The organism is Herbaspirillum sp. Sphag64 (assembly GCF_014192645.1).
Classification (GTDB): domain Bacteria; phylum Pseudomonadota; class Gammaproteobacteria; order Burkholderiales; family Burkholderiaceae_D; genus Herbaspirillum.
In genome coordinates, this window is the sequence record NZ_JACHYE010000006.1 from 192175 (window position 1) to 209592 (window position 17418).

At 53.5% G+C, this 17418-nt stretch carries 15 protein-coding genes; 4 read left to right on the plus strand and 11 right to left on the minus strand.

From position 1 onward, the window contains the following. Positions 1-50: 50 nt before the first annotated feature. On the minus strand, positions 51-548 hold the full coding sequence (locus tag FHW66_RS12215; protein ID WP_183380071.1) for a rhodanese-like domain-containing protein: 498 nt from the start codon (positions 546-548) through the stop codon (positions 51-53). A 350-nt stretch (positions 549-898) separates the two neighbouring features. Between FHW66_RS12215 and FHW66_RS12220 the strand changes: the two genes are divergently transcribed. Both FHW66_RS12220 and FHW66_RS12225 read left to right on the plus strand, forming a co-directional pair. Next, entirely contained in the window at positions 899-2380 is a 1482-nt protein-coding gene (locus FHW66_RS12220; RefSeq protein ID WP_183380072.1) for a putative sulfate exporter family transporter, read from the plus strand. Between the two features lie 51 nt (positions 2381-2431). Beyond that, the gene (locus FHW66_RS12225) at positions 2432-2590 is read left to right on the plus strand and encodes a hypothetical protein (protein ID WP_183380073.1); all 159 of its coding nucleotides are present in this window, start codon (positions 2432-2434) and stop codon (positions 2588-2590) included. A gap of 70 nt (positions 2591-2660) precedes the next feature. Here the strand turns inward: FHW66_RS12225 and FHW66_RS12230 are convergent, their stop codons facing one another. Next, positions 2661-4370 (minus strand): sensor domain-containing diguanylate cyclase, encoded by a 1710-nt coding sequence (locus FHW66_RS12230; protein WP_183380074.1) that lies wholly within the window; start codon positions 4368-4370, stop codon positions 2661-2663. A gap of 453 nt (positions 4371-4823) precedes the next feature. On the opposite strand from FHW66_RS12230, the gene FHW66_RS12235 reads away from it, so the two are divergent. After that, complete coding sequence (locus FHW66_RS12235; RefSeq protein WP_183380075.1) at positions 4824-5912, plus strand: flagellin; 1089 nt, start codon at positions 4824-4826, stop codon at positions 5910-5912. Between the two features lie 172 nt (positions 5913-6084). Here FHW66_RS12235 and FHW66_RS12240 read toward each other — a convergent pair whose 3' ends face one another. The 6 genes from FHW66_RS12240 to FHW66_RS12265 all read right to left on the minus strand — a co-directional run bounded on the left by FHW66_RS12240 (position 6085) and on the right by FHW66_RS12265 (position 14244). After that, positions 6085-6864, minus strand: coding sequence for an N-acetylmuramoyl-L-alanine amidase (locus FHW66_RS12240; RefSeq protein ID WP_255458942.1), 780 nt, complete (start codon positions 6862-6864; stop codon positions 6085-6087). 327 nt (positions 6865-7191) lie between these two features. Then, complete coding sequence (locus FHW66_RS12245) at positions 7192-9798, minus strand: EAL domain-containing protein (protein WP_183380077.1); 2607 nt, start codon at positions 9796-9798, stop codon at positions 7192-7194. Between the two features lie 171 nt (positions 9799-9969). After that, positions 9970-11220 (minus strand): multidrug effflux MFS transporter, encoded by a 1251-nt coding sequence (locus tag FHW66_RS12250; RefSeq protein WP_183380078.1) that lies wholly within the window; start codon positions 11218-11220, stop codon positions 9970-9972. Positions 11221-11339: 119 nt separating this feature from the next. Continuing rightward, complete coding sequence (locus tag FHW66_RS12255) at positions 11340-12170, minus strand: SDR family oxidoreductase (protein WP_183380079.1); 831 nt, start codon at positions 12168-12170, stop codon at positions 11340-11342. Between the two features lie 245 nt (positions 12171-12415). Next, a complete protein-coding gene (locus FHW66_RS12260) occupies positions 12416-13156 on the minus strand; it encodes an SDR family oxidoreductase (protein WP_183380080.1) in 741 nt (246 codons plus the stop codon). A 221-nt stretch (positions 13157-13377) separates the two neighbouring features. Continuing rightward, a complete protein-coding gene (locus FHW66_RS12265; RefSeq protein WP_183380081.1) occupies positions 13378-14244 on the minus strand; it encodes an aldo/keto reductase family oxidoreductase in 867 nt (288 codons plus the stop codon). A 101-nt stretch (positions 14245-14345) separates the two neighbouring features. Here FHW66_RS12265 and FHW66_RS12270 point away from each other — a divergent pair, with 101 nt between their 5' ends. After that, on the plus strand, positions 14346-15242 hold the full coding sequence (locus tag FHW66_RS12270; RefSeq protein ID WP_183380082.1) for a LysR family transcriptional regulator: 897 nt from the start codon (positions 14346-14348) through the stop codon (positions 15240-15242). 50 nt (positions 15243-15292) lie between these two features. Here FHW66_RS12270 and FHW66_RS12275 read toward each other — a convergent pair whose 3' ends face one another. The 3 genes from FHW66_RS12275 to FHW66_RS12285 are packed head-to-tail and all read right to left on the minus strand — an operon-like array spanning position 15293 to position 17409. Next, entirely contained in the window at positions 15293-16516 is a 1224-nt protein-coding gene (locus tag FHW66_RS12275) for an MFS transporter (RefSeq protein ID WP_183380083.1), read from the minus strand. 3 nt (positions 16517-16519) lie between these two features. Further along, the gene (locus FHW66_RS12280) at positions 16520-16846 is read right to left on the minus strand and encodes a hypothetical protein (RefSeq protein WP_183380084.1); all 327 of its coding nucleotides are present in this window, start codon (positions 16844-16846) and stop codon (positions 16520-16522) included. 2 nt (positions 16847-16848) lie between these two features. Then, positions 16849-17409 (minus strand): cysteine hydrolase family protein, encoded by a 561-nt coding sequence (locus tag FHW66_RS12285; protein ID WP_183380085.1) that lies wholly within the window; start codon positions 17407-17409, stop codon positions 16849-16851. Positions 17410-17418: the final 9 nt, after the last annotated feature.

Consider the following 17418-nt stretch of genomic DNA (forward strand, 5'->3'; position numbering starts at 1 on the left):
TTTGGTGTGAAGTCTGCGCGCAATCATGAAACGTGAATTGGGAAACGTGATCAGTCCTGCACCCATGGCAGCCCATGGAAACGCCACCCATCGGACTTGCCACGTTGCCCATGAGCATCAATCTCACCCTCGAAACCTTCACTGATGTTGAAGATACAGGTCAGTCCGGCCTTGGCGGCGGCTTCGGCAGCAGCGGCCGAGCGTTTGCCACTGCGGCACAGCAATAGCGCGGGCACTTCTTTGCCGCCAATTTTGCTTTCCAGTTCGCGTACGAAACGCGGGTTGCGCGACAGCGAGGTGCCGGTTGCCCAGGCTACATGCAGGCTATTGGGGATATGGCCGACAAACTTGCGCTCCTCGGCGGTACGTACATCAACCAGCAATACTTGCCCGGTAGAAAACAGATCCCAGGCGGTTTGGGGCGAGACACTGCCTGCAAACGGGAGATTGGAGGTCTGTGCCTGCTCGCGGGCAGCGTGCAGTTCGACCGGTAAAACATTGATAGTTGGCTGAGTGCTCGCCACCGAGGCGAGGGATGCGGACGACATGAAAAACTCTCCTTTGACGATCAGATGGCACTGGGTATTGGCTATTGGCGATTGGGTAATTCACGGATTTTGGTGGCTATAGACGGCAATCCATGTGCTGACTATAAAACCGTGTTTATCGAAAACGAACGAATAAAAGCTAGTGACCTTAGAAGAAAAACGCATAAGACAAGCCAACTTATTCGAGCAGTAAAAGCTGATATATCGATATGCAAATCGATTCGTTTTCGACCACTAGCGGGCGTTGTATTTTTCAGGCTGTGTTTCCTGTTGGTTTCATGTCAAACAACGGTGGGGCGAGTCAGCGTGAGCTGACCGACCGCACCGGATAACCCGGAGGTGTTTGTCCTATGTCGAATGCAACGATTGCCAATGCAGTCAACTCACAGGTCGGTGAGCATGCCAGCTTCAATGAAGACTGGCTGGCGCTGATCATCGGGCTGCTGATCTTCGTGCTGGCCCTGACTGGATTGGGCAGCAACAACCTGTTGGGCTGGGTCGTCACGACCTCGGTCTGGCATGACCCGGTCGGTGCACTGGCACCCACTGCCAAGTCCTATGCCGCATTGGGCGGTGCTGGTGCGTTGCTGGCGACTTATGTGGCACTTCTGCTGGTACTGTCGGTAAGTGCCTCGCTGCTCAAGCTCAATGTGCGGCGTTTTGCAGCCTCCTTCACGGTGGTGTTTGCACTCGCCTATCTGAGCTGGTTTATCGGTAACTATGCGCGGCTGGCAGCAGTAACACCGGCCGATCTGACCAAGTTCGGTATTGACTGGTCGTTACGGCTGACCAATGAGGGGGGCTTTGTGGTGGCCTTGCTGATTGGTCTGATCATTAGCAATTTTTTTCCGCGCTTTGCCGACTGGCTCAAGGAAGCGATTCGTCCAGAGCTCTACATCAAAATCGCGATTGTGATTCTGGGTGGCTTTATTGCCGTCACCATCGCGGGCAAGCTGTCGCTGGCAACTTCGGTGCTGCTGCGGGGTCTGGCAGCGATTGTTGAGGCTTATCTGATCTACTGGGCGGTAGTGTATTTTGTGGCGCGCAAGTGGTTTGGCTTCAATCGTGAATGGGCGGTGCCATTGGCATCCGGTATCTCGATTTGCGGTGTTGCTGCAGCTATCTCGACCGGTGGTGCAATTCGCTCCCGTCCTGCGGTACCGGTACTGGTATCGTCACTGGTGGTGATTTTTGCGGTAGTGGAAGTGTTGATCCTGCCCTTTGTGGCGCAAACCTTCCTCTCGCATGAGCCTTTGGTTGCGGCTGCATGGCTGGGGCTGGCGGTCAAGACTGACGGTGCCGCTGTGGCTGCCGGTGGTATCACCGAGGCACTCATTCAGGCAAAGAATGCAGCAGAAGGCATTCACTATCAGGCTGGCTGGATTCTTGGTACGACTGCCACAGTGAAGGTGTTCATCGACGTCTTCATCGGCGTGTGGAGCTTTGTCCTGGCGTATATCTGGACCAACCACATTAACGTCAAGGCAGGCGGAAAAGCCAAGGCTTCGGAGATCTGGGAGCGCTTTCCCAAGTTCATCATCGGCTTCCTGGTGACGTTCCTGATTGGTTTTTACCTCGCCACGACCAGCTCGCCGGAGACACTGGCCAAGCTGACGCCGTCGGTCGGCGTGGCCAATACCTTCCGGGTGATCTTCTTCATCCTGACTTTCTTCTCGATCGGGGTGCTGTCGAATTTCCGCAAGCTATGGGAAGAGGGGCTGGGCAAGCTGGTAGCGGTCTATGTGGTGAGCCTGTTCGGCTTCGTCATCTGGGTCGGTCTGCTGGTGTCATGGATCTTCTTTAGCGGTGTGAAACCACCGCTGGCTGGTTAATCAACTCAACGGTGAGAAGTCCATCGTCAACATTTATTTAAGGAGTGTGCAATGTCCGAACAAGACCTGAAACAAGAACTGGTGAGTGGTGGTGCGGTTGAACCGCTGCTGCCGATCGAGAAAAAATTGATCGTCGGCAGCCTGGTGACTGGCATCGTGCTGCTGGCGATACTGGTGATCGCTAATCATTTGTTTCCACTGACAGTCTGAACTAACTCAATCGGCTCTTGAGAATGCAGTGCCGGCAAGGCCATCTGTGACGTGTTCAGGGATGGCCTTTTTACTGATAGACGACCCGATTTCGTCCCTTATTTTTGGCCTTGTATAGCGCTTCGTCCGCTCGTTTAAGCGCCTGTTCCTTGGAAGAGTCGGTGGCAGTCGAGCGGGCCAGTCCGATACTGACGGTGACCTGTCCGACCTGCGGGAAGTTCGCTACTTCGATGGCCGCCCGGATCTTGCTAGCCACCTGTAGCGCGTCAGCGTCAGCGTCAGCATCGGCATCGTTGTTGCCGCTGTCGTTGAGCAGCACGATGAACTCTTCACCGCCATAGCGTGCGACGAGATCGGTCACACGCACCTGAGACTTGAGGATATGGGCCAGCTGTCGCAGGACAGCATCACCGATGTCGTGTCCATGGGTGTCATTGATGCGCTTGAAATGGTCAGCGTCGACCATCATCACCGTGTATTCATCCATCGTCCGGCGGCTCAACTGAAAGGCAAGCGATAAACGATCCTCAAAATGACGGCGGTTGGCGATACCGGTCAGTCCATCATGGGTCGCCAATATGGATAGCCGCTCGTTGGCGCGGGTCAGCTCGGCTGTGCGTTCGGCAACCTGCTGTTCGAGCGAGGCATTGAGTTCGTTCAGTTCCTGCTCCCGTGCTAGCAGGGATTCGGTCATCCGATGAAAGGAGGTACACAATTGTGCAACCTCGGAAGAGGTGCCCGACGTCACCTTGGGGAACTCAATATTGCGTTCCCTGCTCAGTACTCGGGTGGCAGCAGCTGCCAGCGCTTCAATCGGCTGGCTGGTTCTAGCTGCAAAATAGTAGGCGACAGCGACGAACAACAAGATCGATAGTACACCGATTGCCAGCAACTTCTCGCGGAGCTGGCGCACCGGAAGGAGCGCTGTATCAACCGGTTCACGGACCACCACCTGCCAGTTGAGATTGAGCTGGGCAATATTGTTGACTGGCACCACACTCGTCAAAAAACGGCCTTCGTCCGGCCATGACAGCACCTGGTAGGGGCGTGATGGCACGATGCCCGCAGGAAGATGCGTCGTGCCAATCTTGTCGAAAGGGTACAGCACCTCGCCATGGCGGTTAAGGATCAGGATTTCTGAGGCACGATTGGCTAGCGGCTCTTGTACTTTGTTGACCACCATATCGGTGACCCAATCCCAGGATGTGTGAGCCGCGAGCACACCTTGCAAATTACCGTGGCTATCGAATAATGGGGCGGCAAAGTCGATGAAGCGTAGCGGCTGGTTCGGCTTGATTTGTTGCAGGTGCTTGGCGAGCGCAACGGCTTCATGGATATCGCCAGCGTAAGAGCCTTGCTGACCAGCCCTGAACCAGGGCCGTGATTCAATTGCTTCGCCGACCAGAACGCCGTTGGTTGCCTGTAGCACCTTGCCCGAGAGACTGGCAACGCCAATCCAAAGATATTCACCGTGCACTTTTTGTCGGGATTCCAGTGCTTCTCTGATTTTGTAATTGCTCAGGTCAGTTTCGGTGAACAGGAATGACTTTGCGAGTAGATCGATTTCCTGCGACCGTTCACGTACTTCTGTCGAGAGTAACTGGGCAGTAGCGATTGCCGTTGCATGCACGGCGTCGCCACCATTCGTGGCAACGGCATCGGTGTTTTTCTGGACAAAATAGCCACCCACGACCACGAGCCAGATCGTCACCAGACCACCAAACACCAGCATCAGCTGGGATTTGAAGTTGCGTGTCGAGAGTTGATTGAGTTGCGGCATAAATAGTGAAAAAGAATCAATCACGTTCGGGAAGTGTACATCCGAACGGGTATGTTTTGTTTGATATTAATTTCTTTTTGACACTATTTCTATCTGGAAAGCCTGTTTCGGTCTCTATTAGCCTGCTGATTCAGTGGCGATACTTTGGACCTGAATTAGCAGGGAAAGCGCTGCCGGTCTGGAACAAGAGCTGAAATTGATAAACAGGCATTTCAAATACAAGTATTCGGAATGAGTCTTAAACCAGGCAAAAAGGGATGAAAAGTGTGTACTACGGCACGTCAATACGGCCTAAGCTGTTGTCTAGAATTCCTTACATTATCACTTAATGCGGTATGAAAACCCTCTTATTCTCGATTAGGCCGATATAAAAGGAGCGTTACACTACGCCAGCAATTACTAAATATGGTGCTGAATTGAGACTTAACGGTCTTACCTCCGGGGGAAATGAACATGGCGTCAGTAATTAACACCAATATCGCGTCGGTCAACACGCAACGTAACCTCAATACATCGGAATCGTCGCTGAATACGTCGATTCAGCGGTTGTCATCGGGCTTGCGGGTCAATAGCTCGAAGGACGATGCAGCGGGTCTGGCGATTTCTGATCGTATGACTGCGCAGGTGAAAGGGTTGACGGTCGCGCAACGTAATGCCAACGACGGTATTTCCCTGGCCCAAACAGCGGAAGGTGCACTGAGCACCGTGACCGATAATCTGCAGCGTATGCGTGAGCTCGCGGTACAGGCATCCAACGGCTCTAATGGCCCGGCAGATCGCAAGACGCTCAATGACGAATATAAGCAATTGTCAGCGGAAGTCTTCCGCGTACTCAATGGCACATCTTTCAATGGGCAAAACCTGTTCACCGGCATCAGTTCTGGTGCCAGCGCAGGAATTGGTTCGGATTCGGAGAACGTTTCAGCATCGCTGACGCTGACGTTCCAGGTCGGCGCCAATGTGGAAGACAATAAACTGAACGACCAGATTAGCGTTTCTCTGGCGGATCTGTCGAACGACGGAACCCTTGCCAAGGTCATCGGGACCAGTGCGCATGGCCTGATTGGCCTGGGCGACACCACCAAGGTGGATGCTGCACAGATTACCTACACCTCCGCCAAGGCAGCACTCGATCAGTTGTTTGCTACTGGTTCCAGTCTGACTTCGAATGCGCTGGCAGCGTCGGCTGCACTGTTACAGCAATCGGTCGTTAGCGCTCAGTTATTGCTCGATAGCGCCATTGCGGATCCGGATTCCCAAAGCGAGGCACAAAAGGCGATCAAGAATCTGGATGCTGCCATTAATGTGATTTCCTCCAAGCGAGCAGAGTTTGGTGCGGTACAAAACCGTTTCAGCGCCGTGATCAGCAATCTGCAAATTGCAGGTGAAAATATCACTGCGTCACGCAGCCGTATCATGGATACCGACTACGCGTCCGAAACGGCAAATCTCACACGTTCGCAGATTCTGCAACAGGCAGGTACAGCCATGCTGTCGCAAGCCAATACCGCGCCACAAAGTGTTCTGACGCTATTGAAGTAATTGATTCAAACCGCGTAAGCGTCGATTGCCCGTTTGACCTTTTGCAATGCGTCCTGGAGCAGGTCCAGTTTTGCTGGACCTCAGTGCCAGGCGGATTGCAAGAGGTGTGGGAGCCGATGTGGTGAAAAGCGCTGTAATCGACGCCGATACTTGCTCATTTCAGGATAAGGGGTTAAGACGATGGCGTCCGGTATTTTTCGACCAGTGCGCGTGCGATAGCCTCGGTCTCAACATCAGGTTCACCACGGATGTCAGCCGCACGGAAATGCATTTGAAATTTACTGATGACGGCCTTCGTTTCCTTATCGAGTATGCCCGTTTGCGGAATCTGATATCCGTAGGTATTGAGTGCGGTCTGGATGACGCGGACTGATGCGAGTGCAGTCGGAGCCCTACCATCCAGATATTTTGTCACAGTGGCTTCGTCAGGCCATGCACCTATGCCTTCCTTGTAAAGATCGTGCCAGGGGAACAACGGACCTGGGTCGCTTTTACGCAAGGGCGAGATGTCACTATGAGCGAGTACATTGAATGGTTCGATTTGGTACCGTGCCACAATATCCTTGGCCAGCCGCGTAACCAGATCAATTTGCGCATCCGGAAATGGATAAAAGCGACGGCTGCCATCGGCTGCGTCGGTATAGCCGGGGTTGACTATTTCAATGCCGATAGAAGTGTCGTTGATATTGGTACGTCCACTCCAATCACTTACACCGGCATGCCAGGCACGTTTGTCTTCCGGCACCAGCCCTAGCACCACAGGCTTGCTGCCCTCGATGGGCGGTGTTGTATTGACCAGGTAATGAACGCTGGCGGCCGCTCCATGAGCCAGAACATCGAGTGATTCTGCATCATCAAGCGCGGTGTAATGCAGGACCAGAAATCTGACCCTTTCGTTCTGTGCGACCGAGTAATGTGAAGTGTCTACCTGATAAAAGCCTCTGTCGGCCAAGTGCGATACAGCCAAAGGGGGGGGAGTTGAGGGTGATGAAGTTGAGCTGCAAGCACTGAGGAGTACAACCGTGAGAATGAGTATTAGTTTCATAGGCGATGTCGTTAGTGAAGGAAAAACCATATCGTCCGATATGGTTCAGGCGGCTGAAAATCCATGAGCTGCCGTTCACTGGCGATACCAGACCGATCGTTGGTCTGAACCAGTGATTCCAGATTCACTATTGCTAGCTTATGCTGACAGGGGGCGGGATTGTTAGCGTCGTTCTACGATCCATAAACTTATCAATTAGTTCAACCCGTCTGAAGCGCGATAAGCAGTTAGCCTTTAATACTGTAGTTGGTCGGCAGGGGCAGGACGCCCAAATGCATAACCTTGATATTGCGTGCAGCCGACAGTCGAAAGAAAGTCTCTCACTTCAAACGTTTCTACGCCTTCCGCAATCACCTCAACGTTCAAAGCGGAGCCTAGCGCTATGATACTTTTGGTGATGGCAACGTCACTGGCGTCAACCAGCAGATCTTTGATAAATGACTTATCAATTTTCAGCTGATCAATAGGCAGACGTTTAAGCAAGGAGAGCGATGAATATCCCGTACCAAAGTCATCAAGCGACAAAGAGAAGCCAAGGCGCTTGAGCGCTTGCATCTTTTGCACGGTGCCTTGTACATCGTCCACCATCATGGTTTCGGTAAGCTCAAGTTTGAGAAGCTCGGGATTTGCGCCAGTCTCCCTGATAATCATTGAAACGTTTTCGGTGAACTCGGGATGTCGGAACTGGATTGCGCTGACGTTGATCGCAATATTGATCGGCCTGCCGGGTCTTTCGTTTTGCCATTGAACTGATTGTTTGCAGGCTTGACGCAAGACCCACTGTCCTAGCGAAAACATGAGTCCCGATGTTTCTGCGACCGGAATGAATATACCTGGATAAACGACTCCTCGCTCAGGGCTTTGCCAGCGCAACAGGGCTTCAACACCAAGAAGCTTTCCCTTGACATCGACCTGCGGTTGGTAGTGAAGGGAAAATTCTTGTAGCTGTAGCGCCTTGCGTAAATCAAACTCCAGAGCGGTTCTGAAATTCATTGCATTCTCTATCTCAGCAGAGAATAAGCAATAGGTGTTTCTGCCATTTTTTTTCGCCTGATACATCGCTAAATCACCGCGTCTCAGCATATCTTGCGGAGGCGACCCACCTTCGTCCATCAGCGATATGCCGATACAGCAAGTTGCGTGATAACTGATTCCTGTGAGATCAAAGCGGGTATTCACTGTATCGAGAACACGCTGCGAAAAGTTTTTGATGACGGCATCAGCGTTCGATCGTTCAATGCCCTGCAACAAAATGATGAATTCGTCGGAGCCGAGGCGGGCAACATTATCAAGCGATTCAGCGAGACTGATTAACCGGCTTGCGACTTGTTTCAGGAGCTGATCGCCGATGTCATGCCCTAACGAATCATTCAAGTCTTTGAAATTGTCGATATCAACAACGAGTAACGCGAATGTCGTTTCGTTGTCGGTATTTGTCACGATTGAGGATTGAATGTGCTCGAGCAAAAGGCGCCGATTAGGCAGTCCTGTTAAAGAGTCATAGTTGGCCAGACGAATTGCCTCTGCCTGCAATTGCTTTTGAACAGTGATGTCGGTCTGGGTGCCCACATAGTGAGTAATGTTGCCAAGGTCATCGTAAGCCGCCGTCATGGTTAAGCGCGCGGTATACATTTCGCCGTTTTTTTTCTTGATTTGTACTTCGCCGTCCCATTGGCCTGTTTCTGTCACGATATGCCACATGCGACCAATAAAGTCGTTCTCGTCATGTCCCAGGCAAAATGGCAACATCGGTTTATCTATCAACTCTGCCAACTGATAGCCTGTGAGCAGGGTGAACGCTCGATTGATATCGAGGATGCGTTGATCTGCTCCCATCACCCACATCGCCTCGTGGGACTGAAATACCGTGGCGGCAACACGTAAGGATTTTGCGTTGTTGCGAAGTTCACGAGTGCGGATATCGACCTGACGTCGCAGATAAGCGGCAATCGTAAGCGCACTCAAAAATAAGGCAATGGCGGCAACCAGCCCCGCTAAAACCATCTTGGATAGTGTGGATTGGGAGCCGCGCCCCCATTTTTGTAAAATCTCGAAGTAGATCGATTGAGGATCTTCTTGCCAGGTGGAGAGGTGGCTATCTATCGCTGCTAGCAGGTCCGCGTTCCGTCCTTTTTTAGTAACAAAAAATAATTTCACCGGCTGAAAAATAATCGGTGTGTCTGATATGCCGTGACGCTCGGCAAGCATATCGCCAGCTTGCTGGCTGGCAATAACGGCGTCGACCTTTGCCTCTGCCGCCATTTGAAAGCCGACGTCCAAGTCTTTGACAGGAACAAACTCCACCCTGATATCTGAATTTTCTAGCAATTCCTTGACGTAGTCAGACTGAACGGAGCCAGAGAGCAGGGCAATGCGTTTTCCCTTGAGGTCAAAAATGGAGTTAATCGAAACATGTTTGTTACGATAGAGAATAGACCAGCTAATCAGGGCCGGCACTTTATGAAAATCAAACTTCCAGCTGCGCTCATCCGTAAATGCCACATCAGGAAGAAGATCAATTTCACCGGTTTCTACAGCGTGTAGGCAAGCCTGCCATTGGCAAGTAACAAAACGAAGATTCCAGTGCTCAAGTTCGGCGATCTTGCGGAGCAGATCAACATGAATGCCGGTCGCTACGCCATTTTTGTCGAAAAAGATTTTGGGTGGATTGTTATAAATGGCAACTGAAACCTCTTTTCCCCAACAAGACGCAGTGGTAACGCCCAACAGAAAAAATACCACTCCCAATATCGATCTAAACATGACGTTGTGGTATGCCACTCGCCTTTGCATAGTGGTGACTCTGTGAGAATAAGCGCGGCTGATGTTTTGATTAAGCATGTGCGCACATTGATTGATTTACTGGTCGAAATCTTATCTTTGACATTATGCGACAGCAATTGGTAATCAATGAGAGGCTTTGAATAATATTGCTAATTCACCGCTCAGCGTCTTAATCTCGCCTCGTCTATTGTTGTTATTGATTCCTCATGGCAACAATGGCAGATAGATTCAGGAATGAATAGTCGCTCTGGCAAGCGGTGATGTGAGGTAAGTAGAACCAGCACAACCAATGCTGAACACACCGATAATGCATGCCATCGGAACAGGTGTACCGTTGGTGAGAGCGCCCACGAGCGCGGACCCTGCAATGCCGGTACCGTATTGAGTCGCACCAATGAGGGCCGAGAGGGCGCCAGTATGTGCCGGGGAGAGATTGAGTGCGCCAGCGATAGCATTGGCAACGATAAATCCGGTAACAGAAACGTACAGGAATAGCGGCACGACCAGGCCGGCAAGTCCACCTATATTGAAATACGCCGTAACGGCTAGCAGCAGCCCAGCGGCCGCGGCTGCATGACTGCCGTAGCACATCAGACGGTCACTGCCAAGATGGCTCACCAGCCTCGAATTCAGCTGATTGGTGACCATAATGCCAATCGTTCCAAACGCAAAGAGAAGGCCATAGGCCTGTGGTGACACGTGGTAATACGCGATATAGGCAAAAGGTGTACCTGACACATAGGCATACAATCCGCCATAAAAAAAGCCGCCACACCCGATGTACCCGAGCAGTCGCCGGTGACTTAACAATTGACTATAGGTAGAAAACGCTTTTTGTACTGCGGTCCGATTGCGGCGCTCAACAGGAAGGGTTTCCGGTAAATGCGTTAGCGCGAGCAGGGCGATAAAACCCACTGCCACCAAGGTCCAGAAGATGCTACGCCATGAGCTGACGTGGAGAATCAGGCTACCGACACTGGGCCCCACCAGCGGTGCAATTGCCATGACTGTCATCAAGGTCGACATCATCTTTGCAGCTTGCGTGCCGGCATACAGGTCGCGCACCATGGCGCGTGCCAGTACCACACTGGCACAGGCACCGGCAGCCTGGAGCGCACGCCAGCCGATCATGGTACCAACATCAGAGGAAATAGCGCATCCCGCCGAACCAATGATAAAAAGTACCAGACCGGCGGCAACCGGAAGGCGTCTGCCATAGCGATCTCCGACCGGCCCCCAGACGAGCTGGCCCAGACTGAAACCGATCAGATAGCCAGAGATGGTCCACTCCATCGTCCCCTGAGCTGCGCCCAAGGCGATGCGCATGGTCGGCATCGCAGGCAAGTACAGGTCGGTGGAAATAGAGGCGAATGCCATTAATCCACTCAGGATCAGCAAGGTCAGCCAACTTTGACGTCGGCTTTGGTTGATGGTGTCTGTGGCAAGGACAGTTACGGTTGATTCAGGGGAGGTTGACATGAAAGTTGCTACTGCGGCATCCAATCATCGATTGGCGCATTGTTGTGCATACGGGGAGGGATCAATAACAGGAGGGCGACCAGAGCCTGAGCAATGTGTTGTCGTGAAATGACATTCGATTATTGCTCCGGCGCAAGCTCGCCAAACCAGTAAGAAGAAGTCACGCCGCCATCCATCAGAAAATCACTGCCGGTGATGAACGCGCCGTCCGTTCCCATGAGAAGGGCTGCTACCGAGCCCACCTCATCAGGCGTACCAGCGCGGCCGGCTGGACTCAACCCGATCATGCGGCGATAACCATCGCCACGTGGGCCGCGCAACTCGTCGTTGGCCAGTGGTGTGATGATGATTCCCGGGCTAATGGTGTTGACCCGTGCACCGCGTTTGCCCCAACGGACTGCTTCGGCCATCACCCGCAGCGCATTGCCCCGCTTGGAGAGCTGATAGGCATGCAGAGAGTCGTTGACTGCATCCTGCGCCAGAAAAGGCAGCGCCAGAAGGTCGTCAGCTGGTGTCATCGCCAGCGCCTTGCTTTGCTCGATAGACAACGGACCAAGCCGGTGACCTGATTGTGACGCGATCACGACACAGGACCCGCCCCTGGCGATGACATTGCCGAATTCCTCGAGGATCAGGGCCGTGCCATAGAGATCGACCTTGAGGATGGTTTGTGGGGAAGCCTGCGATGGCGAAACACCGGCGGCATGAATGACACCGAAGACCTGGCCCATGGATGTTGCTTTCTGTACCAGTGCCTCAACGGATTCCCTGGAGGAGATATCGACGCTTGTCACGGCGGTCTCAAAACCGGCGTTAGCGAGAGTTTCTGCTGCTGCCTCTGCATTTTCCTGGCGAATATCGGCCAGCAATACTTTTTTGCCGGTACTGACACGACGGGCAATTGCCTGTCCAATGGATCCCGGTCCAATGACGACGATGACGTCATGCATGTTGATCTCCTGCTTCACTATTGAGCAAGTGAGATCGTACGCCAATGAGCATTAGTTGATTAGTCTCATAAAAGCGCATGCGCTAATGAATTAAAATCATGAAAGTGACGTAAGGGCAAACCTTCATTGCATGCAAGTCAGGCTGCCCCCGCCTCTCGGGCTGTCGGCTTATCAAGTGTGCTTGAGCTCGGAACTGAGCACATTGCACCTGGATTCTTGATTATTTTTAGATGCCCCCTGGGAAATCAGATGATGCCGCCGTTAGCCCGCAGCACTTGACCGTTGATCCAGCTTCCATCCTCTTGTGTCAGGAAGGCGACCACGGCAGCAATATCTTCAGGCTGTCCTAGTCGCTCAAGCGGCGCCATCTTCGACAGACGGTCAATGACTTCCTGAGGCTTGCCGTTGAAGAAGAGATCTGTCGCCGTTGGACCGGGTGCGACTGCGTTTACCGTAATGTTGCGGCCGCGAAGTTCCTTGGCCAAAATGCTCGTTAATGCTTCGACGCCGGCTTTGGTTGCGGCATAAACCCCATAGGTGGGTTGCAACATGCCGACCACGCTTGAAGAAAAATTAATGATCCTGCCACCGTTACGCAAGCGTTTGGCTGCCTCGCGCATGGTATTGAAACTGCCCTTGAGATTAATCGCAATCTGCTGATCGAAGGCCGCATCATCGGTTTCGCTGAGCGGTGTCGTCACCATGATGCCTGCATTATTGACCAGCACGTCAACACCACCGAAGGTGTTTTCAGTCGTATCGAATAGTGCCCGCACGGCATCCGGGTTGCTCACGTCACCTTGTACCGCCAGTGCTTTGCCACCGTTTTGCGTGATCTGCTGGACAACCTCTTGGGCAGCAGCGGTACTGCCGGCATAGTTCACGACAACAGCGAACCCTTCCTCAGCAAGACGCCGTGCCACGGCGGCGCCGATGCCACGGGAAGACCCAGTGACGATCGCTACTTTCTGGTTGATATTGCTCATTTGACGTTCCTTCATTAGCGCTTTGAGGTTGGTTGAAGACCACCAGGCCCGTTCACGTCGGTGAGCGTTTTGCCTGGCGGTGTCAGCATGATGCTCGTTAATCGAAAATAGATAAACGAGGTAAAAATGTTTAGACTATTCAAAAATCATCAATAATAAAGCTGGCGTATATCGAAAATACCTGTCGAAGCGAATCGTCACGCGCATCGCCATGTTCTTCTTTATCCCGAGATCTGGTCCAACTCAGCTAACGCTTGTGGAGTCAGATTTATTTGTGCTGCCGCCAGATTTTCGTGGAGGTGTGTTACCGATGCGGTACCCGGAATGAGCAAGATATTGGGAGCACGCTGAAGGAGCCAGGCCAGCGCGATTTGCATGGGAGTCGCTCCAAGCTCGCGGGCAACACTGGTCAGCGCCGATGATTGCAATGGCGTGAATCCCCCGAGCGGAAAGAAGGGCACATACGCAATGCCTTGCCTGGCAAGATCATCAATCAAGTTGTCGTCGTCACGATGTGCCAGGTTGTACAGGTTTTGCACGCACACGATTTCACAGATACGCCGTCCTTCCTCAATCTGAGTGGGCGTCACATTGCTCAAACCGATATGTCGTACCAGCCCGCTGCGCTGCAACTCAGCCAGCACACTAAGCGGCGCCTCGATGGAGCCTTCTGCGGGGTGATGGAGGTCAAACATGCACCGTAGATTGACAACGTCAAGCGCCTCCACACCTAGGTTGCGCAAGTTATCGTGTACTGCCTGACTGAGTTCTTCCCGCGAAAACGCCGGTATCCAGGATCCATCTGCACCGCGTCTTGCCCCAATCTTTGTCGTGATGACCAAATTGTCAGGGTAGGGATGTAGCGCTTCCCGGATGATCTGGTTGGTAACGTGCGGGCCATAAAAGTCTGAGGTGTCGATATGGTTCACGCCGCCAGCGATGGCCTCACGCAACACCGTCAAAGCAGCCTGATGATCTTTTGGTGGCCCAAAGACGCCAGGTCCTGCGAGTTGCATGGCGCCAAAGCCAAGCCGGTTCACAATGCGGTCACCAAGCGCGTAGGTGTGGGTGTCATTGTTGCTGGACATATTGAAATTCTCCTGAGAAATGAAGGTGAGCTCATTCTAGGCGTCGATCATTTGCGATACAATCCAGCACAATCTGCACACCTTGTACGAATAAGCGAACAATGGTACCTGATCTGAACGACCTGAAGGCCTTCCTTGCCGTCACACGCGCCAAGGGCTTTCGTGATGCGGCACGCGCCAGCGGGGGTAGCGCTTCCGGACTCAGTGAAGCGATACGCCGGCTGGAAACCCAACTTGGCGTGCGCTTACTCAATCGCACCACGCGCAGCGTGGTAGCGACCGAGGCCGGGCAACGCTTGCTTGAACGGCTCGAACCGGCCTTGAATGAGGTCAAGGCCGCCCTTGAAGGGATCAATGGATTTCGCGATCGCCCGGCAGGCACGCTCAGACTGAATGTCCCGGTGAGCGCCGTGCGGTTGGTCCTACCCAAGGTCGTCCCGGCGTTCCTGGCGGAATATCCCGATATCAAGATGGAAATTTTCGCCGATGACAGCTTCATCGACGTCCTCGCCGTCGGATGCGACGCGGGAATCCGCTACGGCGAAAGGTTGGAGCTGGACATGATCGCCTTACCGATCGGGCCGCGCGTGCAGCGGTTTGCCTTAGTCGCCTCGCCAGCGTATCTGGACCGCCACGGTCGTCCTGCGCATCCCAGCGAACTGCTTCAACATGCTTGCCTGCGCGGCAGATTCAGTAGTGGCGCCATGCCGGCCTGGGAGTTCGAGCGCGATGGCGAAGCCGTCAAGATTGAACCTTCAGGCCCGCTCATTGTGCAACTAGGTGGGGCAGCAGACTTGGCCGTAGACGCCGCCATCGCTGGCAGCGGTATGGTGTACCTGTTTGAGGATTGGTTACGTCCACTGATCGACAAAGGCATGCTCGAACCTGTTCTGGAAGCCTGGTGGCCATCCTTCCCCGGACCTTTTCTCTACTACCCGGGCCGCAGTCTGCTGCCCCCACCACTGCGTGCTTTTGTTGATTTCATCAAGGCGGTTTAAACGCGCTACAGTATTGGTTTGGTTCAAGGTATCCATCTTGCTTACTCCCGCTAAGCGTTCGGTTGCCGTAGGTGTGGGAATTTGAAAATACAGTTCAACGCAACCGCAGCAGCGGCAAAGCCGGATACCGCGCCCAAACTCAAGGCCCAACGTGGCCCCAGCGTGTCGGCCACCCAGCCGACCAACGGCGCACCGATCGGCGTCGCACCGACGCCGACTGCCAGTCGCAGCGCCATCACTCGCCCCCGCATTGTCGGGGAGGTCGATAGTTGCAACAGACTGCTGGTTGCGTTGGTAAACGTCAGCGCCGATACACCGATGATGACTAGCGTGACACCGAACATCCAGGCGACAGGCGTGAGCATTGCCAAGACAAAGCCGCTTCCAAACAGGCTCGCGCCGAGCCACAACAGTCCGAAATGCGGGCGCTCACGACCAGCGGCCAGTAGCGCGCCAAGCACTGTGCCAACGGCCATGGTACCAGTCAGTGCGCCGTACTGGCTGGCATCGCCATGAAATACCTTGACCGACATGGTTGAGATGAAAATCGGGAAATTCAAGCCGAAGGTACCGATCAGGGCCAGCATCCACATGATCGCTTTCAAGTCGGGACGTGACCACACATAGCGAAACCCTTCCGCCAGATTGCCGCGGCCAGGTCCAGCACGCATACTTGGGTGCAACTCCTGCCGACGCAGAAACCGTAACGAGGCGAGTACTGCCGCAAATGAAGCCGCGTTGGACAAGAATGCCCAGCCGCAGCCGACTGCAGCGATCACCAACCCCGCTATTGCCGGACCCAGCATACGAGCGATATTGAAAGACATCGAATTGAGCGCCACTGCATTGGTGAGATCCATTTCGCCCACCAGATCGGAGACGAAGGTCTGACGTGCAGGTGCATCCATCGCTGAAACACAGCCGGACAGGAAGGTCAGTAAATAGACCTGCCATAAACGGATTGCTCTTGTGACGCTCAATAACCCCAATGCCAGAGACAGTACGCACATAGAGAGTTGCGTTGCGATCAGTAGTTTGCGCCGGTCAAAACGATCTGCCACGTAACCGCTCCATGGCAGCAGCAGCAACTGCGGCCCGAACTGCAGGCCCATAGTGACGCCGACAGCAGTAGCGCTGTGCTCCGTGAGTTGCGTCAGCACCAGCCAATCCTGTGCCGTGCGTTGCATCCACGTGCCAATGTTGGACACCAGCGCACCCGCCGACCAGAGGCGAAAATTGAACAGCCGCAGCGAACGGAAAATCGTGAACGCCATCACTCAGGATCCGGACAAATCTCCGCCATGTAAACGTCCGAACAGATGCGCCGCTATCCAGCCCATGAGCAAAAATCCCAATCCTGCTGACAGCACCTGATCGACCGCATGCAGATCGAAATTGCCAACCCTGACCAGCAACAGGTAAGCAATAACCAGATTGGCACCACCCCACAGTACATTCACTTTGGCTGAAGAAAGCCCTATACCGGACGGCTTTGCAAAGGGGCTCTGAAAGGCTCGTCCCATCGTGCCGCTGACAAAATGGGGGATGGCGTTGGCGAGAAACGCTGCACCAAAGAAATACGCCAGATTATGTGACCATGCCATGCTTACTCCTTGTTATCCAACAATGTAATAAATGCCGCCGAAAGGCCTGTCTCTCCCAGCTTTGGAAAAATGCGGGACACACTATTGGCGTGTGCCTCCGCGTCGCCATCGGTAATTGCATCAATGGCGAAACTGACGTTGAATCCCAACTCGTAGGCGTGGCGTGCAGTCGCTTCCACGCCGTTGCTGGTGGCGATGCCGACCAACACGATCTGCGTAATACCCTGACGCTTCAGATAAGACTCCAGATCAGTATTGGTAAATGCCCCCGGAGTGCGCTTGGTGACGATGTGGTCTTGCGGTTGCTGGTTCAATGCCGGCAACAGTTCGGCAAAATCCGCCGGCAGCACCTGCATACGGAAACCTCGTTCTGAGCGTCCCGGAGGCTTGCCTTCCACATTGACCAGCACCACCGGCAAGGTATGCCGACGAAAGGCCTCGATCAGCGCGCATGAGCGCGCTACGATCTCGCCCAATGGATGCAGCAGCGTCAGCGAGGTCATGCCTTGTTGCAGGTCAATGACGACCAGTGCAGTTCGCGTGTCTAGTGTCGTAATTGGCATTGCATTCGT